Origin of the sequence: Collinsella sp. 4_8_47FAA (assembly GCF_000763055.1) — a bacterium.
Lineage (GTDB): Bacteria > Actinomycetota > Coriobacteriia > Coriobacteriales > Coriobacteriaceae > Collinsella.
Genome location: NZ_KN214135.1, coordinates 258,141 through 277,180, shown reverse-complemented (window position 1 = coordinate 277,180; position 19,040 = coordinate 258,141). Strand labels below are relative to the sequence as shown.

General features: G+C 61.6%; 13 protein-coding genes. 8 read left to right on the top strand and 5 right to left on the bottom strand.

Annotated features, from left to right (window positions below; all coding sequences use genetic code 11):
* Positions 1-355: IS3 family transposase (locus HMPREF9463_RS11330; protein WP_232219752.1), on the top strand; the 355-nt coding region annotated here is incomplete at its 5' end.
* Positions 356-412: 57 nt separating this feature from the next.
* Here the strand turns inward: HMPREF9463_RS11330 and HMPREF9463_RS04545 are convergent.
* Both HMPREF9463_RS04545 and HMPREF9463_RS04540 read right to left on the bottom strand, forming a co-directional pair.
* Complete coding sequence (locus HMPREF9463_RS04545; RefSeq protein ID WP_022094303.1) at positions 413-1,072, bottom strand: RluA family pseudouridine synthase; 660 nt, start codon at positions 1,070-1,072, stop codon at positions 413-415.
* Between the two features lie 15 nt (positions 1,073-1,087).
* The gene (locus tag HMPREF9463_RS04540; RefSeq protein WP_035137478.1) at positions 1,088-3,580 is read right to left on the bottom strand and encodes a U32 family peptidase; all 2,493 of its coding nucleotides are present in this window, start codon (positions 3,578-3,580) and stop codon (positions 1,088-1,090) included.
* 379 nt (positions 3,581-3,959) lie between these two features.
* On the opposite strand from HMPREF9463_RS04540, the gene HMPREF9463_RS04535 reads away from it, so the two are divergent.
* Entirely contained in the window at positions 3,960-4,337 is a 378-nt protein-coding gene (locus tag HMPREF9463_RS04535) for a RidA family protein (protein ID WP_035137477.1), read from the top strand.
* A gap of 118 nt (positions 4,338-4,455) precedes the next feature.
* On the opposite strand, the gene HMPREF9463_RS04530 is transcribed toward HMPREF9463_RS04535, so the two are convergent.
* Positions 4,456-5,112, bottom strand: a complete 657-nt coding sequence (locus tag HMPREF9463_RS04530; RefSeq protein ID WP_232219751.1) for a helix-turn-helix transcriptional regulator — start codon at positions 5,110-5,112, stop codon at positions 4,456-4,458.
* 351 nt (positions 5,113-5,463) lie between these two features.
* On the opposite strand from HMPREF9463_RS04530, the gene HMPREF9463_RS04525 reads away from it, so the two are divergent.
* The 5 genes from HMPREF9463_RS04525 to xdh all read left to right on the top strand — a co-directional run bounded on the left by HMPREF9463_RS04525 (position 5,464) and on the right by xdh (position 14,840).
* Positions 5,464-6,858 (top strand): uracil-xanthine permease family protein, encoded by a 1,395-nt coding sequence (locus HMPREF9463_RS04525; protein WP_035137475.1) that lies wholly within the window; start codon positions 5,464-5,466, stop codon positions 6,856-6,858.
* A gap of 196 nt (positions 6,859-7,054) precedes the next feature.
* Positions 7,055-8,410, top strand: a complete 1,356-nt coding sequence (gene ssnA, locus HMPREF9463_RS04520) for a putative aminohydrolase SsnA (RefSeq protein ID WP_035137474.1) — start codon at positions 7,055-7,057, stop codon at positions 8,408-8,410.
* Positions 8,411-8,559: 149 nt separating this feature from the next.
* The gene (gene ygfK, locus HMPREF9463_RS04515; protein ID WP_035137471.1) at positions 8,560-11,559 is read left to right on the top strand and encodes a putative selenate reductase subunit YgfK; all 3,000 of its coding nucleotides are present in this window, start codon (positions 8,560-8,562) and stop codon (positions 11,557-11,559) included.
* Positions 11,560-11,570: 11 nt separating this feature from the next.
* Positions 11,571-12,050 (top strand): 4Fe-4S binding protein, encoded by a 480-nt coding sequence (locus tag HMPREF9463_RS04510; protein WP_035137469.1) that lies wholly within the window; start codon positions 11,571-11,573, stop codon positions 12,048-12,050.
* Between the two features lie 12 nt (positions 12,051-12,062).
* Entirely contained in the window at positions 12,063-14,840 is a 2,778-nt protein-coding gene (gene xdh / locus HMPREF9463_RS04505) for a selenium-dependent xanthine dehydrogenase (RefSeq protein WP_035137468.1), read from the top strand.
* 488 nt (positions 14,841-15,328) lie between these two features.
* Here the strand turns inward: xdh and HMPREF9463_RS04500 are convergent, their stop codons facing one another.
* On the bottom strand, positions 15,329-16,327 hold the full coding sequence (locus HMPREF9463_RS04500; protein ID WP_052044076.1) for a hypothetical protein: 999 nt from the start codon (positions 16,325-16,327) through the stop codon (positions 15,329-15,331).
* 714 nt (positions 16,328-17,041) lie between these two features.
* Between HMPREF9463_RS04500 and HMPREF9463_RS04495 the strand changes: the two genes are divergently transcribed.
* Positions 17,042-18,433 carry an ATP-binding protein gene (locus HMPREF9463_RS04495; RefSeq protein WP_035137467.1) on the top strand — a complete coding sequence of 464 codons (1,392 nt, stop codon included), beginning with the start codon at positions 17,042-17,044 and terminating at the stop codon, positions 18,431-18,433.
* A 296-nt stretch (positions 18,434-18,729) separates the two neighbouring features.
* Here the strand turns inward: HMPREF9463_RS04495 and HMPREF9463_RS11500 are convergent, their stop codons facing one another.
* Positions 18,730-18,855: a hypothetical protein gene (locus HMPREF9463_RS11500; protein WP_255360338.1), complete on the bottom strand. Its 126-nt coding sequence runs from the start codon at positions 18,853-18,855 to the stop codon at positions 18,730-18,732.
* Positions 18,856-19,040 lie beyond the last annotated feature (185 nt).

The following is a 19,040-nucleotide window of genomic DNA, read 5'->3' as shown; positions in this document are numbered from 1 at the left end:
AGCAGCACAGGATGCTCGACCGGCTCCTCGAGGCCCTGCCCGACGGGGCGGCGCCGACCACTGCACTCGGACATGGGCTGGCAGTACCAGCACGAGTCCCTACGCCTCCAGGCTGGAGGGGGCGGGCATCACCCAGAGCATGTCGCGCAAGGGGAACTGCATCGACAACGCCGCCACCGAGCAGCTCTTCGGCCACGTGAAGGACGAGTTCTACCGCGGCAGGGAGTGGGGCAGCTTCGGGGACTTCAAGCGCGACCTGGAGGAGTACATAGACCATTGGAACACGCGGCGCAGGCAGGTAAGATTGAAGGGCCTGACGCCGGAGGAGTTCCGGAACCGGGCCCTTGCGGCGTAGTCGCTATTTGTTCAGTCCAAGTTTCGGGGCGCAGTTCACTGTCCCCATTGTGGTGGTTTAGGGCTCCCAGGGGCAGGGGGCTTCGATGTGGATGTGCTCGCCGGTTACGGGATGCGTGAAGGACACGCTGTGGGCGTGGAGCATCAGGCCGCAGGGGCGCGGCGTTCCGTACAGGTCGTCGCCAACCAGGGGATGATGCTCGCTTGCCAGGTGCACACGGATTTGGTGCTTGCGGCCGGTGAGCAACTCGACATCGATATACGAGCGCGCGGGCAGGCCACGACGGCTCTTAAGACGTTTGAGCACCTTCACGCGAGTTTGAGACGGCTTGCCGCTGGCGCCGACGCGCATCTTGCGGCTGTCGTGGCGGTCGCGGGCGATGGGCTTGTCGATGAGCTTTTCGTTCCAGTCGATCTTGCCCTCGGCGAGCGCCAGGTAGTGCTTTTCGAAAGCGTGGTCGATGATCATCTGGTCAAAGGCGGGCTGCGTCTGCTTGTCGAGCGAGAACAACACCACGCCGGTGGTGTCGCGGTCCAGGCGGTTGAGCGGCTGCATGTCGGTCGCGGCAAAGCCGTCGCCCATTGCCAGCAGCAGGTCGCTGGCGTAGTCGGTGAGCGTGCGCTCGCCGGTGCCGTCGCCGTGGACGATCATGCCGGCGGGCTTGTCGATGGCCATGAGCCAGGCATCGCAGTAGAGGACTTGAGGTTCTTCGTTCACGTGTAAGCCTTTCGGTTAACTGATTCCCACAAACATGCAGCCTGAGGTCGCCCCGCGTAGACGGGCGGCGGGCTTGCGGCCGGCCTGCGCTGCTTCGACGGCTCGACGGACGCGGGCGACGGCACGGCCCACCTCATCCGTCTCGAGCAGCGTTCCGTCCACCATGAGACGACGCACACCGGCATCGAGCAGCTGAGGAACCTGCGGCGTGAGGTCGATGGGGTAGGCATCGTACAGGCGAGAGCGGCCGTGGATATCGGTGCGGACGGGCATGACCTTTCCGTCGATATTCTTGAGCGAGAGCTTGCGGGCACGCAGGCGGCAGTTGGCACAATCGTGGATGCAGCCATTGGCAACCTGCAGAATGCAATGCTCGCTTGTCATGACGCGCGGACGGCCGAAAACGGTGATGCCCAGAGCCGCGGGCGCGGCGGCGCCGAGCGAGACAATCTCGTCGAGCGTGATCTCGGGCGAGAGCCAAAACGCACCGGCTCCGCGCTTGGCAAGCGCCTCCATACAGGGCGTGTTGTGCACCGGCAGGCAAGAGCGGACCTCCGCCGTGGCGCCGGCATGCACGGCTACGGCGAGCTCGGAGATATTGCCGACGGCGACGGTGGCTCCGGCATTAATCCAGGGATTGACGCGCTCGTGGTCGACGGCGCGGCAGACCTCGTCGAGTACGGGTATGATGCCCTGCTCAAATGCATCGGCAGGGGAGAGTCCGACAGCCTCGAGCGCGTCGGTGGTCATATAGATGCGCGTGGCGCCCTCGGCACGAGCCGCCTCGGCGGCTTCGAGCGTGGTGACGGCGGCGCAGATCTGCGGCTCGTCGCGGTAGTGCTCGGGCATGGGGCGCGTACATTTGTCGAGCACCGGCAACTCGAGCGTCTTCGCACGCTCCTCGTACGGCTCCAGAATGGCCTCCTCCAAGGCCTTACAGGCGGCGGCACGCACCTTGTGCACGGCAGAGAAGCCCATACCGCAGCCCTCATCGAGCGCCACATCAAAGCTCGCCGCCTCAAAGGGCGAGGAGCCCATGCGGCCCACATGCTCAACCAGGTCTGTCGCCTCAACGGCGCGGGTCTTGGCAGCCTCGACGGTAAAGCCCGTGGCCGTGGCCGCAAGCGAAGGATCATCGCAGCAGGTGAGTGTGACAGTAAACGGCTCGCCCAGGCGCGCCACGACGGACACATCAACAGCTCGGCGGCGCAGCACATCGCGCTTGAGCGCGGCGCCGGCGGCGTCGATGGCACGCTGGCTGCGAATCACGCGGACGCGGCAGCCTTCGGGCATACTGCGGGGCACGCGACATTCGATAACATCGCCCGCGGCGGCATCATCGGCGGCAATGGTGGTCAGGAACTGGTCAAACTCGTTATCGTGGCGAAGCTCCAGCAGGTCGCCCTTGCCCACGGGCTCAAACAGCTCAATGCGGGCGATGGCGGCACGGCGACGGCGGTCGTCGGGCTTGAGGTCGCGCACATCGCGGTTGGCCGGGCGGCTGCCCAGCACCGTGCCCACGATCTGGCCGCGGTTGTTGGAACGCTCATAGCTCATCATCTCGTCGCCCGAGGTGCCGTCCTGATAGGCGTGCGTAAAGTCGCGGTTGAAGCAGCGCTTGAGCTGGCGCTGGCGGGCGGCTTCCTCGTCCTTGGCAACGGTGGCTCCGGATAGCATGTCGTCAATTTCGTGACGATACACATCAACGATGGAGTACACGTAATCGGGCGCCTTCATGCGGCCCTCGAGCTTGAGAGACGCGGCGCCGGCATCATACAGACGGCGAACAAGCTGTGAGGTGTTGGTGTCACGCGGGCATAGAGCGCGCTCGCGACCGGCAGGGGAGAGCGTGCGGCCGTTCTCGTCGATCAGCTCGTAAGGCAGGCGACAGGGCTGAGCGCACATGCCGCGGTTGGCCGAGCGGCCCGCCATGGCAAAGCTCGACAGCAGGCACAGGCCCGAGTAGCAAAAGCAGATGGCGCCATGGCTGAAGACCTCAAGGTCCACATCGGGCGCGGCATCGTGAATGGCGGCAATTTCGTCGATGGAAAGCTCGCGCGAGAGGGTCACGCGGTCGGCGCCCTGCTCGCGGCACCAGATAGTCCCGCGGTCGTCATGGATGTTCGCCTGGGTCGAGATATGTGTCTCGATGCCGGGCATGGTGCGCTTGACCTCAAAGAACAGGCCCCAGTCCTGGATGATGAAGGCGTCGGCGCCCAGCGTGGAGCAGCGATGGATGAGTTGCAGCGCATCGCCCATCTCGGACTGCTTGATGACGATGTTGACCGTGACATAGACGCGCGAACCGGCTAGATGTGCGGCGCGGCAGGCTTGCTCAAAGGCCTCGTCGGTAAAGTTGGTGGCCTTGCGGCGGGCGTTGAAGCTGCCCATGCCGCAGTAGATGGCGTCTGCCCCGGCGGCGAGTGCGGCGGCAAAGGGCTCGGGCCCTCCGGCGGGCGCCAAGAGCTCGGGTCTGCGGTTGGTGGTTCGACTGGCGGTTGCGGTCATATCCTGCCTTTCAAAATGCTCAGATATTCAAAAGTATAGTGGTGCTGTTGCGGCGGACGAGCCCTGTGGCCCAAGCAGGATAAAGTCTTCAGCAGCCCTTGCAGCAAGAATGATCGGTTTCCCTTCGTCCCCATCGAATCAGGTGATCCATAGTGGACGGAGGGAAACGGATCATTTTGAGCTGCACCGTCCGGTCGTGCCGTTCAGCGACCGACAGGCGCCGTTGGGCGATAAAATATTCTCGCAACGTGATAATAATCTTGCATCGCGCGGAAACCTTGGGTACTATCCCAAATCAAGCGCGGTGTTCAGACCGAACTGTGCCTCCCGGTGTGAACACCGCGCTCACGCTCTCTCAATTGATCGTAAGGAGAAAAACATGAGCAAGACCGTCGTGTCTTCCGATAACGCACCTGCAGCCATCGGCCCGTATTCCCCCGGCATCCAGACCGGCAACATGGTGTTCCTGTCCGGCCAGCTGGGCATCGACCCCGCAACCGGCAAGATGCCCGAGGGCGTCGAGGCCCAGGCTAAGCAGTCCCTTGCTAACGTCGAGGCCCTGCTGACCGCTGCCGGCGCCACCTTTGCCGATGTCGTCAAGACCACGGTCTACCTGGCCGACATCGCAGACTTCGCTGCCGTGAACGAGATCTACGCTTCCAAGTTCGAGGCTCCGTTCCCTGCGCGCAGCGCTTTCCAGGTTGCCGCTCTTCCGGCCGGCGGTCTGGTCGAGATCGAGGTCGTCGCCGCTCTCTAAGGCGTTGGCAACAACTAAACATGACATGCAAAAAGACCCTGCAGTGCGAGCTGCAGGGTCTTTTGTCACGTGATGCGACAAAAATGATCCGTTTCCCTCCGTCCCCAAGGGTTAACGTTTAGCCTTCCTTGCGGACTTTTTGCAGGTAGCGGTAGACGCTGGGCTCCGAGATGCCCAGCGCGGTGGCGGCACAGGCCACGGCGCCCTTGAGCATGAACACCCCGTTGCCGTTGAGGTGGCGAATGACGTCCACGCGGTCGCTCTGGCCAAGTGACGCTACATCCAGCCCGCGCGCGCTCAGCAGCTCGGCAATGCTGCGGTCGATGAGCTCCTGTGTAGACTCCGAAAGGCTTTCGACCTCGATAGACGCGGGCTCTGCCTGTCTAGGCGCAGCGTCGAAGCACGCCATGAGCTGCTGCGCCATGGCGTTGATGGAACGGACCGTGGAAAGATCGGTGTTGACGCAGAGCATACCGACAATCTCGTCATTCTCGCGGATAAAGAACGTCGCCGACTCCAACGTCTTGCCACCGGCACCGCGCCCCTCGTAGCCCGTAATAAACGGCAGGTCGCGATACTTGGCGTCGTGCATGATCTTGAGTGCCAGATCGGTAGCGGGACCGCCGACCTTGCGGCCGCTCACGATACCGTTGCGGATATCGACGATGGCGTGGTCAGGATCCGAGAAATCGTGCAGGACGATCTCGCTGTTCTTACCGAGTACCTGCTCCAGGAAATCGACCATCGGCAAAAAGCGACGTACGGTCTCGTTCACGGGCAACTCCTTTGGGTTCTATCGAAGTGTTCATAACAATTTTTTATCATGGTAACACGCTGCTCATCATCTCGTATATCCGCAGGTACATTGCGTAATACAGACGAACGGTAGGAATTTGGCGGTAAACGGTCGACCAAAAGAATAGTTAGATGTTATTTTGACCAGACACTTTCCTGACCTGCGGAAATGCACTATCTCAGCTGAAGAATAGTCTGATAACAAAAAATTATTATTGAGAATGAGAATCATCTTTAATACGATATGCAACGAAGGCACAACCTCACCCCCGCACTGCGTCACAATAGAGCGTTAGATGCGAAAACAACTACTTCGAGGATTGGTGGTCAAATGACCCAGGAGACGGTTACGAACGGCACCGAAGCCCTGTTCACTCGCGAAGGCATGCCGCCCGTTAAGGAAATGATCCCGTGTGCCCTTCAGCACGTACTGGCATCGTTTGCCGGCATCATTACCCCGGCGGTCATCATGGCCGGCGTCTACGGCTTTAATAGCCAGCAGAGCACCGACATCATCCAGGTCGCGCTCATTCTTTCGGCAATCGACACGGCCCTTCAGGCCTTCGCTCCCTTCCGTCGCATCGGCGGCGGCCTGCCCATCGTCATGGGCGTTTCGTTCGCGTTCCTCCCGGCCCTCCAGGCCATGGGTGCCTCGGGCTTTAGCTTTGGCGCGCTGCTGGGCGGCGAGATTGTCGGCGGTGCCGTCGCGGTCCTCTTTGGTCTGGCCTACAGCAAGATCAAGTGGCTGTTCCCGCCCGTCGTGACCGGTACGGTCATCTTCTCCATTGGCGTCTCTCTCTATCCCACGGCCGTCAAGTACATGGCCGGTGGCATGGGCACGCCGCTGTGGGGCACCCCGCAGGCCTGGTGCGTTGCTCTTATCACCTTCGCCGTGGTCTTTGCGCTCGCCAACTTTGGCAAGGGCACGCTCAAGCTGGGATCTGTGTTCTTTGGCATGATCGTTGGCATGATCGTCTCCATCCCCTTTGGCATGATCGACTTCTCCAGCGTCGCTACCGCCCAGGTCTTCGCCCTTCCCAAGCTCATGCCCTACGCGCTCGAGTTTGATCCCGAGGTCTGCATTACCCTCGCTGTCGTGTTCCCCATGGTCGCCATCCAGGTTATCGGTGACGTTTCCGCCGCCTGCCTGGGCTCCATCGACCGTATGCCCACCGAGCGCGAGCTCTCCGGCGCTATTGTGTCCCAGGGCCTCACCTCTATGGTCGGCGGCCTGCTGGGCGGTCTTCCCACCAGCGCCCTTGGCCAGAACGTGGGCATCATCTGCTCCAACAAGGTCGTCAACAAGTGGGTCTTTGTGATCATCGCGGCCGTCTTTGCCATCGCCGGCCTGTTCCCGCAGCTCTCTGCCGTCCTTTCCGCCATCCCGCAGCCCGTCATCGGCGGCGCGACCGTCGGCGTCTTTGGCACCATCACCATGAACGGTGTGCGCATGTTCACCCGCGAGGGCCTCACGCAGCGCACCACCACCATCGTCGGCACCTCGGTCGTCTTTGGCCTGGGTATTTGGATGGCCAGCGGTTGCCTTGCCGGCGAGGGCATGCCCACCTGGGTGTCCACCGTCATCGGCTCCAACGCTGTGACCCCCACCGCCATCATGGCCATTGTCCTTAACCTGATCCTTCCGCAGACGCCGGTCGTGGCTCAGCACATCGATGCCGCCAAGGATGCCGCTGTGGATCTGGTCCTGCCCGAGAGCAAGAAGTAACCAATTCGGTGCTATTCGCCGGCGGACGCATCGCCTCGTCCGCCGGCGCCATGCGGCGCCAAGCCGTACTTCAAAGGGCTTGTCCCTTTGGTGAAGCGTTGACGGGAGAGGGCCCGTTTCCGGTGTAGGCCGGCGCTTCGCACTTCCGCCATGTCAGAGGTGTCAAACCCCGCCCCTGATGTTGAAGGGAGCATTTATGCTTCTGGTCGCTAACGGTTCCGTCTTTACCCGCAACGCTCAGACTCCGTTCATTCCCAACGGTGCGGTCGCTATTGACGGAGATACGATCGTCGAAGTGGGCCCCGAGCGCGAGCTCAAGGCCAAGTACCCGGATGCCGAGTACGTCGACGCCCAGGGCAACCTCATCATGCCCGGACTCATCAACTGCCACACCCACATCTACTCGGGTCTGGCCCGCGGCCTTGCCATTAAGGGCTGCAACCCCACCAACTTCCTGGAGAATCTCGAGCAGCAGTGGTGGAAGATCGACGACAACCTGACGCTCGACGGCACCAAGGCCAGCGCCTATGCCACGATTCTTGACTCCATCCGCGATGGCGTCACCACGATCTTCGATCACCACGCGAGTTTCTGCGAGATCCCGGGAAGCCTCTTTACCATTAAGGATGCAGCTCAGGAGCTGGGCATGCGTTCGTGCCTGTGCTACGAGGTCTCCGATCGCCGTGGTCAGGAAAAATGCGACCAGGCCATTGCCGAGAACGCCGAGTTTGCCCAGTGGGCCGCCAAGGAGCGTCGCGATAACGACAACCACATGATCGCCGCCATGTTTGGCGGGCATGCCACCTTTACGCTGTCGGACGAGACCATGGACAAGATGGCCGAGGCCAACAACGGCCTGACCGGCTTCCACATCCATGTGTGCGAGGGCATGAATGACGTGTGGGACTCCCGCCTCAACCGCGGTGGCATCAGCCCCGTCGAGCGCCTGCTGCAGCACAACCTGCTTGGTCCCGACACCATGCTGGGCCACTGCATCCACGTGACGCCTGCCGAGATGGATATCGTCAAGGAGTCCGGCACCTGGCTGGTCAACAACCCCGAATCCAATATGGGCAACGCCGTGGGCTGCGCCCCCGTGCTCGAGTTCTTCCGCCGCGGCATCCCCGTGTGCATGGGTACCGACGCCTACACCCACGATATGCTCGAGAGCCTTAAGGTCTTCCTGATCATTCAGCGCCACAACGCTGCCATGCCCAACGTGGGCTGGTGCGAGGCCATGACGATGCTGTTTGAGAACAACGCCAAGATGGCGAGCAAGTACTTCGATCGCAAGCTTGGTGTGCTCGAGGCCGGCGCTGCCGCCGACGTTATCGTTATGGACTACAAGCCCTTTACGCCGCTGAGCGAGGAGAACATCGACGGCCACATGCTCTTTGGCATGACGGGCAAAAACTGCCGCACCACCATCATCAACGGCCGCGTCCTGTACAAGGATCGCGAGTTCGTTGGGATTGATGAGGACAAGATCAACGCGTGGACCATGGCTGAGTCCAAGAAGCTCTGGAGCACGCTCAACGATCGCACCTACTAATTCACAAGTAGATTCACGCGCGTCGGGTGTTTCGCCGCATTCGACGCGCGTATAGGCGACCTCCGCGGGGTCGCCGGCGCTGTGCTAGCGCTACACCGTATTTGCGCCCGCCGCGCGGTCTCGCCGGGCGTTACAGAGAGGAGCTCACTATGAGCGACATCATGAGGCCGATCCCGTTTTCGCAGCTGATGAACTGGATCATCGAGGAGCACAAGACTCAGAGCGCCGTCTTTGGCGTGCGCAAGATGGTCACGACCAACCAGGAGGGTGCGCTTCCCATTTTTGACGAGCGCATCGAGACTCCGTTTGGCCCGGCCGCCGGTCCCAATACGCAGCTGGCCCAGAACATCGTGGCATCCTACGTGGCCGGTTCACGCTTCTTTGAGCTCAAGACCGTTCAGGTGATGGACGGCGAGGAGCTCTCCAAGTGTGTGAACAAGCCCTGCATCGTGGCGCAGGACGAGTGCTACAACTGCGAGTGGTCGACCGAGCTCGAGGTTCCGCAGGCTTTTGCCGAGTACGTGAAGGCATGGTTTGCCTGCCACCTGATCGCTCGCGAGTACGGCCTGGGCAGCCCGGACGGCTTTGTCTTTAACATGTCCGTGGGCTATGACCTGGAGGGTATTAAGAGCCCCAAGGTCGACGCCTACATCGAGGGCATGAAGGACGCCAGCGGCTCTGACGTCTGGAACGAGTGCCGCGCATGGGCGCTCGCCAACCTGGACAAGTTTGAGCATGTCGACGCCGCATTTGTCGAATCCATCCCGGCACGCGTCTCCAACTCCATCACCGAGTCTACCCTGCACGGCTGCCCGCCCGCCGAGATCGAGCGCATCGCGACCTATCTGATTACCGAGAAGGGTCTCAACACCTACATCAAGTGCAACCCCACGCTGCTGGGCTATGAGTTTGCACGTCAGCGCCTCAACGAGCTGGGCTTTGACTACATCGTCTTCGATGACACGCACTTCCGCGAGGACCTGCAGTGGGCCGATGCCGTGCCTATGTTCGAGCGCCTGATTGCCCTGTGCGCCGAGCGCGGCCTGGAGTTTGGCGTCAAGCTGACCAACACGTTCCCCGTCGACGTGACGAGAAACGAGCTGCCTTCCACCGAGATGTACATGTCCGGCCGTTCGCTGTTCTCGCTGACCATCGAGGCTGCCCGCCGCATTACCGAGCAGTTTGATGGCAAACTGCGCATCAGCTACTCCGGCGGTGCCACGGTCTACAACATCCGCGCCCTGTACGATGCCGGCATTTGGCCCGTCACCCTGGCGACCGACGTGCTCAAGCCTGGTGGCTACGAGCGCTTTAGCCAGATGGCCGGCGAGTTTACCGACCTGGACGGCAAGCCGTTCGCGGGCGTCTCTCTCGACGCCGTGACCGCGATCCAGGCCGACTCGCTCACCAACCCGCTCTACAAGAAGCCGCTGCGCCCGCTGCCCGACCGCAAGGTCGCCGGCAAGAGCCCGCTTTCCGATTGCTTTACCACGCCGTGCCGCACGAGCTGCCCCATCCAGCAGGATATTCCCGCCTACCTGGCGGCTGTTGACGAGGGTCGCTACGAGGACGCGCTCAACATCATCATCGAGCGCAACGCCCTGCCGTTCATTACCGGGACCATCTGCCCGCATCCCTGCGGCCGTGCCTGCGAGCGCGCATTTTACGAGCCCGAGGGCGCCCAGATTCGCGCCAGCAAGCTCAAGGCCGCCCGCGAGGCCATGACCGCCGTGCTGCCCAAGCTGCGCGCCCAGGCCATCGCCAACGACGGCGAGCGCAACGTTGCCGTTATCGGCGGCGGCCCGGCCGGTCTGGCGACGGCGTTCTTCCTGACGCGCGCCGGCGTGCCCGTCACCATCTTTGAGGCCCGCGATTCGCTCGGCGGCGTGGTCCGTCACGTGATCCCCGAGTTCCGTATTGCGAGCGACGATATCTCCCACGATGCCGAGCTCTGCCTGGCCTTTGGCGCCAAGGTGCAGCTTAACGCTCGCGTGGATTCCATTGAAGAGCTCAAGGCCCAGGGCTTTACCGACGTGGTCGTGGCCACCGGTGCCTGGATGCCCGGCTCTGCGGGCTTGGGCGAGGGTGCCGAGCTCGACGTGCTGGAATTCCTCGAGGCCGCCAAGAAGGGCGAGAAGCTCGAGCTGGGCGAGGACGTCGTGGTCATCGGCGCCGGCAACACCGCCATGGATGCTGCCCGCGTGGCCAAGCGCCTGGCTGGCGTGAAGAACGTGCGCCTGGTGTATCGCCGCACCAAGAAGCAGATGCCCGCCGACGAGGAAGAGCTCGATCTTGCTCTTGCCGACGGCGTTGAGTTCTGCGAGCTGCTGGCGCCTAAGGCGCTCAACGGCGCCGTGCTGACCTGCGACGTTATGGAGCTTGGCGAGCCGGATGCAAGCGGCCGTCGCAGCCCCGTCGCCACGGGCGAGACCGTCGAGCTTCCCGCCACCACGGTGATCTGTGCCGTGGGCGAGGGCATCGATGCCAGCCTGTACGACGCCGCGGGCGTCGAGCACGACCGTCGCGGCCGCCTTGCCGCCACCTCCACCGGTGTCGAGGGCGTCTGGGCTGCGGGCGACTGTCGCCGCGGTCCGGCTACCGTGGTCGAGGCTATTGCCGACGCCGCCGAAGTCGCCCGCGCCATCGCCGGCGTGGACTTTAACAAGTACGCCGATTGCAACGAGCAGGCTGGCCGCGAGGATACCTGCTACGAGCGCAAGGGGTCGCTGTGCCGCGACAAGCGCAACTGCACCAAGACCCGCTGCCTGGGCTGCGGCTCGGTGTGCGAGGTCTGCTGCGACGTGTGCCCCAACCGCGCCAACGTGGCAATTAAGGTGCCGGGCCTGGCCAAGCATCAGGTCGTCCACGTCGACGGCATGTGCAACGAGTGCGGCAACTGCGCCGTGTTCTGCCCCTACCAGGAGGGTCGTCCCTACAAGGACAAGCTCACCCTGTTCTGGAGCGAGCAGGACATGGAGAACTCCGAGAACGAGGGCTTCCTGGCCGTGGACGAGGATCACTTTAAGGTCCGCGTCGCCGGCACGGTCCGCACCGTCTCGGTCGATGCCGTCAACACCGGTCTTCCCGAGGCCGTCCGCCTGACCATCAGGGCTGTGCGCGACAACTATTCGTACCTTCTTAAGAAATAGGCGAGTCTCTTATGGCCAAATCCATTCAACATAATGTGGCCTACGTTGCCTGCGGAAGCGGTTGCGCCTCCGCAGGCGGCGACGCCCGCTGCAGCGAAGGCTGCATTGGCTGTGGCGCCTGCGTTACGGCCTGCCCCCACGGTGCCATCGCACTGGTCGACGGCGTCGCCCGCGTGGACCGCTCCAAGTGCACGGGCTGTGGCCTGTGCGGCATGGCGTGCCCGCAGCGCGTGATTGCCTTCGTTCCCGGCTACCAGAACATCCTGGTGCGCTGCAACAACACGGATAAGGGCGCCATTGCGCGCAAGATCTGCGACACCAGCTGCATCGGTTGCGGCATGTGCGCCAAAAAGTGCCCCGCCGGCGCTATCCGCATCGAGGACAACTGCGCTCATATCGACGGCGCGGACTGCCTGTCGTGTGGTATGTGCGCCGTCGTCTGCCCGCATGGCGCCATCCACGACCGAACCGGCATCGCCGCCGGCGTGTAGAAGGGAATCACCATGGCACAGGAATTCACTTTTACCGTTAACGGCGTGGAGCGCACGACGACCCAAAATAAACCGCTGCTGCGCTACCTGCGCGACGACCTGCATATCCATTCCGCCAAGGACGGCTGCTCCGAGGGCGCATGCGGTACCTGCACCATCCACGTGGAGGGTGCGGCCGTCAAGGCCTGCGTGCTGACCACCGCCCTTGCCGCCGGCCGCGACATCGTGACCGTCGAGGGTCTGCCCGAGGACGTGCGCGAGGCCTTTGTGTACGCCTTTGGCGCCGTGGGCGCCGTGCAGTGCGGTTTTTGCATCCCCGGTATGGTCATGGCGGGTGCGGCGCTCATCGCCGAGGACCCCGAACCCACCGAGGAGCAGATCAAGTACGCCATTCGCGGTAACGTCTGCCGCTGCACCGGCTACAAGAAGATTATTGAGGGCATTTCGCTGGCCGCTGCGGTGCTCCGCGGCGAAAAACAGATCGACGAGGACTTGGAGCGCGGCGACGACTACGGCGTGGGCAAGCGCGCCTTCCGTATTGACGTGCGCAAGAAGGTGCTCGGCGAGGGCAAGTACCCCGACGACATCGACGAGATCGACCAGCCGGGCCTGACCTACGCCAGCGCCGTGCGCTCCAAGTATCCGCGTGCCCGCGTGCTCTCCATCGATACCTCCAAGGCCGAGGCCCTACCCGGTGTGGTTGGCATCCTGCGCGCCGAGGACGTGCCGGTCAACCAGGTCGGCCACCTTATCCAGGACTGGGACGTCATGATCGCCCAGGGCGATATCACTCGCTGCGTGGGCGATGCCATCGTGCTGGTGGTTGCCGAGGACGAGGCGACGCTCGAGAAGGCCAAGAAGCTCGTAAAGATCGATTACGAGCCGCTGGAGCCCGTGCGTAACATTGCCGAGGCCAGGGCTGCCGACGCCCCGCGCCTGCACGACAGCTTCTTTGCCTTTGGCAATACGGTGGAGCTCAAGGACAACGTGTGCCAGAGCCGTCACGTGACGCGCGGCGACGCCGCCAAGGCGCTGGCAGAGAGCGCGTTTACCGTGACGCAGCGCTTTACCACGCCCTTTACCGAGCATGCCTTCTTGGAGCCCGAGTGCGCCGTCGCCTTCCCGTACAAGAACGGCGTCAAGGTGCAGTCGACCGACCAGGGTGCCTACGACACGCGCAAAGAGTGCGCCCACATGTTTGGCTGGGACAACGAACCCGAGCGTGTGGTCGTCGAGACCATGCTCGTGGGTGGCGGCTTTGGCGGCAAGGAGGACGTGTCCATCCAGCACCTGGCCGCGCTCGCCGCATACAAGTTCCAGCGTCCTGTGAAGTGCAAGCTCACGCGTGCCGAGTCGCTCGCGTTCCATCCCAAGCGCCATGCCATGGACGGCACCTTTACGCTGGGTTGCGACGCCGAGGGCAACTTTACCGGTCTGGACTGCGAGATCAACTTTGACACCGGCGCCTACGCGTCGCTGTGCGGTCCGGTGCTCGAGCGCGCCTGCACGCATGCCGTCGGCCCCTACAAGTACCAGAATACCGACATTCGCGGCTTTGGCTACTACACCAACAATCCGCCCGCCGGTGCGTACCGCGGCTTTGGCGTTTGCCAGTCCGAGTTTGCGCTCGAGAGCCTGATCGACCTGCTGGCCGAGAAGGTCGGCCTGGATCCGTGGGAGATTCGTTACAGAAACGCCATCGAGCCGGGCGAGGTTTTGCCCAACGGCCAGATTGCCGACTGCTCCACGGCGCTTAAGGAGACACTGCTCGAGGTCAAGGATGCCTACTATGCGCATCCCGGCCACGCCGGCATTGCCTGCGCTATGAAGAACGCTGGCGTGGGCGTTGGCCTGCCCGACGCCGGCCGCTGCAAGATTCGCGTCGAGAACGGCGTGGCCGTGGTCTATGCCGCCACGTCCGACATCGGCCAGGGCTGCAACACCGTCTTTTTGCAGGACGTTGCCGAGGCCTGCGGTCTGCCGCTTCGTTGCATCGCCAACGGCGAGTGCTCCACTGAGAACGCTCCCGACTCCGGCACCACGTCTGGCTCGCGTCAGACGGTCGTGACCGGCGAGGCCGTGCGCGGTGCCGCCTTCCTGCTGCGCGATGCCATGCTTGACATCGAGGCCGGCAAGTCTGCGCCCGCCGCTCCCGTGAATGCGCATGGCGACGGCGTCAAGATCGAGTACGACGACGGTCGCGCCTATCAGCTGCACACGCAGGAGCTCGTCGCCGGCCAGGGTATGCATCCTCAGGATCCCGCGGCCGCCATCAAGGCGCTCGAGGGATGCGAGTTTGGCTACGTGTACCTGGAGCCGACCGACAAGCTGGGCGCCGACGTTCCCAATCCCAAGAGCCACATCTGCTACGGCTTTGCCACGCACGTGGTCATTTTGGACGATGACGGCCGCGTGAGCGAGGTCTATGCCGCGCACGATTCCGGCAAGGTGGTCAACCCCATCTCCATTCAGGGCCAGATCGAAGGCGGCGTGCTTATGGGTATGGGCTATGCGCTTACCGAGGATTGGCCGCTCAAGGACTGCGTGCCCCAGGCAAGGTACGGTACGCTCGGGCTGTTCCGTGCGCCCGAGATTCCGGATATCCATGCCATCTACGTGGAGAAGGACGAGCTACTGCCTGTGGCATATGGTGGCAAGGGCATCGGCGAGATCGCAACGATCCCCACGGCGCCCGCCGTACAGAACGCCTACCGCGCGTTTGACGGCAAACTGCGTCCCGATCTGCCCATGGTGGATACGCCCTACAGCCGCGCCCGTCACCGCGGGTAGGGTAGAGCGCGTACGGCCATTGCTAACGGGCCGTTCGCGCTCAGCATCAATTACATACGCTGCGCCTTTGGCCCCAGCTCCATCGCGAGCCGGGGCCTTTTGTTTGGAGCGCCTCCGCATGCGGAAGATTCGTCCCAGATTTCGGCTCCAGAATGGGGCGTACTTTCCGGACGGGCTTCAAACGGAAACTGTATCCCGGATTCGACGCTCAGAATGGGATTCGTTTTCCGGTAGAGGCCTCAAATGGAAAGTGTGTCCCGGAATATGGCTCCAGCCTGGGATGCATTTTCCGGTTGAAGCCTCAAGCGGAAACTGCGTCCCGGAATTCGGTCTCGGAACGGGTCGTGCTTTCCGGATCGCCCCTCAACCGGAAGCTGTGTCCCGGAATCATGCCTCAGAATGGGACGCGCTTTCCGTTGGCGTGGCCGTTGGGAAAACGCGGCCCAGATAGGGGGGATGCGATCCGGCGATGCGCGGCCTAGCAGCTCCTACAGCTCCACTTCGTTGAGCCACGTCGGCAGCGCGGTCTGCCGGATGCCTGCCGTCTGAAGCTTTTTGGTGAGCATTCCTGCCGAGCGGACCTCGTTCATGGTAAAGCGCAGCAGAGGGTGACCGTAGAGCGATAGGTGCGCCTCACGCTGTCGTTCGGCAACGAGCGCCTCGGCGGTGGTGCGCCCGGCTAGCATGGCCTGGTCGGTATATTTGACGAGCCCGTCGAGTTCTCCCAACGTGAGCTCCCGCGCCTGGGTCTCCCAGGCAAAGTCCGTTCGCATGGTTTCGGTCGAATCGAAGGGGTCCGTCAGCTCGTATTGAAGCCAGTCGGGCGCAAAACCGGTCTCGATCATGACGGCTCGGGCGACCGATTCCCCACCGCTCTCGGCGCGGACGTCGGCATATCGAAGCGTTGTGAGGGCGGTGCGAATTGCGCGACCATTGCGGGCAGTCGCTCGTTGCTCAACGGCCTCCATCAGCTGTTCCCGCGTAAGGCCGAGCTTTGAGATCGCCGAATCGGCAATGGGCATGCCGTCGGCAAAACCAGTTTGCAGCAGGCAATCTGTGGCCGTTTGGATAGGCGGCGTTACCGATATGCCGACTCTGCGTATTGCTCCGGCCGGCTCAATCTGGTGCCGCTGAATATGTGCGCCCGGACGAGCCGACGGCTTTGTCGAGCTGCAGACATGCACGACATTCAGGTGTCGCCACGAGACCTCGAGCCCCAGCAGGCAGGCAGCCGAAAACGAGCAGAACGTCCAATCGGGGTGGATGATCGCAAGGGCGCGGATAATCTCGCAATGGCGTTGCGCTCGGTTTAGTTCATCCCAGCGTATTTTGCGCGCGAACAATCCCGGCATGGGGGAGACGACCATGTCGCCGATGCGCCGCAGGAGCGCTTTTCGGATCGCCGCGCTCGGGGGAATCAGACAGCGCCCCTCTTGTTCGGCTTGGGTGAGCAGTTGGTCGATGAGTTGGTCATTGCAATGGGTCATGAGCTACCGCCTCCTTTTGGGTAGCAAAAACGTATCAGCCGGAACTTGCCGCTCAGCTGACCAAAAGCTGACCAAAATCTAACCATGCAGGTAGATGGCCTGGTTTTGACGTCATTTTTTGAAGCTGAATCGGTGGGCGGTAATCGGCATCCGTGAACGGTAGCTAGATATGAAGCCTTGGTAAGTTTAGGGACGTTTACTTTTCCGAAAAAGAGCAATCTATCTGCTGTTTTGTGTTTCTTGATCGCATATTTGAAGGCATGTGATAAAGGCGGCGGATCGTCGTCTGTGCCGGCGGAGGCTGTGACCCAGATTTCGGCCCCAGGGTGGGATGCCGTTTCCGGATCGGGCCTCAAACGGAAATTGCATCCCGGAACGAGCTCTCAGAGCGGGATGAACTTTCCCAGCGGGGCCGCAGGCGGAAACTGTGTCCCGGATTCAAGCCTCAGAATGGGATGCGTTTTCCGGTAGAGGCTTCAGTGGAAAATGCATCCCAGAATTCAGGCTCAGAACGGGACGCGCTTTCCGGATGGCATGTTTGGCGGAAACTACGGCCCAGTTTTTGGCTCCAGAACGGGATACATTTTCCGGAACGGTCCACGTGCGGTGGTATACCGCCCTTTTGCGTGCGCCGCTTGTCGAATTACGTTATAGCTAGCTATATTATAGGAAGGTATAATATAGCTAGCTATAACGTAAGGGAAGGATGGCCCTATGTTTATCGGAAGAACAGCGGAAATGTCCGAGCTCAATCGACTGTATGGCACGGGCTCCTTTGAGATGCCTGTGATTTACGGCCGCCGTCGTGTGGGTAAAACGCGCCTTATCACAGAGTTCATCCAAGGCAAGAAGGCTATTTACTTTCAAGCTCGTCGTACCAATGCGGAGGCAAACCTGCACGGCTTTAGCCAGGCGATACTTGCGGGTTCGGTTGGTGCTGCAGGTGTGTCGTTTCGTAGCTTTGACGAGGCGTTTGATGCATTGGCCACCATGGCTCGCACGGAACGTTTGATTGTCGTGATTGACGAGTATCCCTATCTCGCCCAATCGAATCCCGAGATCAGCTCGTTGCTGCAAGACAAGATTGATCACCTGTACAAAGAGACCAGGCTCATGCTGATTCTATGCGGCTCGTCTCTTTCGTTTATGGAGGAACAGGTGTTGGGCTACGAGAGCCCGCTATACGGTAGGCGTACGGCCCAGTTTAAGATCATGCCGCTCGATTTTATGACGACCCTCGGCCTGTGGCAGAGCATGAGTCGCGAAGACGCTGCAGTTTGCTATGGCATGACGGGCGGCATTCCTGCATATATCGAGAAAGTCGATCCTGCTGCACCGCTCAAGGACAACATCAAACGTCTTTTTCTTACTCCTACGGGCTATCTCTTTGAGGAGCCGAGTAACCTGCTATTGCAAGAGTGCCGCAATCCCGAGCAATATGATGCGATCGTGCAAGCAATTGCTCAGGGGCGCTCGAAGATCTCGGAGATTGCGAGCTCTACGGGAATCCCTGCGAGCAACGTAAAGAGCTATGTGGATAAGCTGGCGTCGCTTGGGATTGTCGAGCGCGAGCTGCCCCTAAACGAGACGAGCAATAAGCGAGCCGTGTATCTGCTGAGCGACCAGATGTTTAGGTTCTGGTACAAGTTTGTTCCGCAGAACATCGGGCTGATTCAAAACGATATGGCCGAGATGGCGTATAAGCGCATTGAGCCGCACGTATCGGATTACATGGGCACGGTCTTTGAGCTTATATGCAGACAATACGTGTACGAACTCGCGCGAGCGGGCCAGCTCGATGTGGTTCCGGCGAGCGTCGGGCGCTGGTGGGGGACGGATAATCGCACGCATACGCAGGAAGAAATCGACTTGATTGTTGACGATGGCGAGGGCGCTGCGCTGTTTGCGGAGTGCAAATGGCGCAATGAACCGGTGGGCGAAGACGTGCTGCAAAAGCTCGTGCACCGAAGCGAGCTCTTTAGACGGCAACGAAAAAGCTATGCGCTTTTCTCAAAAAGCGGCTTTACGCAGGGATGTCGGGATGCCGCGGAGAGTAGGGGAGACGTCAAGCTGATCTCGTTTGCCGAGATGTGTGGGCGGAGATAACCAAGCGCGCTCTGATGTGATGCTCGGAATGGGACGCGCTTTCCCTTTGGCGGCCTTTGGCGGAAACTACGTCCCGGATTCCCGCTTCAGGATGGGATGCCGTTTCCGATAGAGGCATGGGGCGGAAAGTGCGTCCCAGAATCCGGCGCAACGCCGCTGGAGTAGAGGGGCGAGCTCCGGACTTCGTAACCGAAAATCCATTTGTTAAACCTGGCACCCGTGGGTAGAATAAGGTCGACGGCAGCCCAAGGGTGATAGCTGGGCAGCGCCGTTACTTCGATTAAGGGGTCAATGCCTTAGAGGCGTCGACCCCTCTTTTTCTGCTTCGTACGCTGCTTGAGTGCCTCGGTAAGTCCGATAAGCGCCGTGAGGAGCGAGACCAAAGCGGTCAGGAGCTTCACGAAATCAGTCAGATCGGTCATGGGCATCACCTCCCGTCGCATGGAGGGCGCTGCCCGGCACATGGAACTGCCGTCAACAACTGCAATTCTATCAAAGTACTGCTATAAATACGAATATATGTTCGATAATAACAGTGACGTGATTCTCTCAAAGTGTGGCTTTACGCAAGGATGCCGGAAAGCCGTGCTGTGCGATTTCATGTCCG

What these genes read in the sequence shown, in the direction of transcription:
- xdh (WP_035137468.1), top strand. Translation starts at nt 12,063, where the DNA reads ATGGCACAGGAATTCACTTTTACCGTTAACGGCGTGGAGCGCACGACG.
- HMPREF9463_RS11500 (WP_255360338.1), bottom strand. Translation starts at nt 18,855, where the DNA reads ATGACCGATCTGACTGATTTCGTGAAGCTCCTGACCGCTTTGGTCTCG.
- ygfK (WP_035137471.1), top strand. Translation starts at nt 8,560, where the DNA reads ATGAGCGACATCATGAGGCCGATCCCGTTTTCGCAGCTGATGAACTGG.
- HMPREF9463_RS04495 (WP_035137467.1), top strand. Translation starts at nt 17,042, where the DNA reads ATGTTTATCGGAAGAACAGCGGAAATGTCCGAGCTCAATCGACTGTAT.
- HMPREF9463_RS04535 (WP_035137477.1), top strand. Translation starts at nt 3,960, where the DNA reads ATGAGCAAGACCGTCGTGTCTTCCGATAACGCACCTGCAGCCATCGGC.
- HMPREF9463_RS04525 (WP_035137475.1), top strand. Translation starts at nt 5,464, where the DNA reads ATGACCCAGGAGACGGTTACGAACGGCACCGAAGCCCTGTTCACTCGC.
- HMPREF9463_RS04510 (WP_035137469.1), top strand. Translation starts at nt 11,571, where the DNA reads ATGGCCAAATCCATTCAACATAATGTGGCCTACGTTGCCTGCGGAAGC.
- HMPREF9463_RS04540 (WP_035137478.1), bottom strand. Translation starts at nt 3,580, where the DNA reads ATGACCGCAACCGCCAGTCGAACCACCAACCGCAGACCCGAGCTCTTG.
- ssnA (WP_035137474.1), top strand. Translation starts at nt 7,055, where the DNA reads ATGCTTCTGGTCGCTAACGGTTCCGTCTTTACCCGCAACGCTCAGACT.
- HMPREF9463_RS04500 (WP_052044076.1), bottom strand. Translation starts at nt 16,327, where the DNA reads ATGACCCATTGCAATGACCAACTCATCGACCAACTGCTCACCCAAGCC.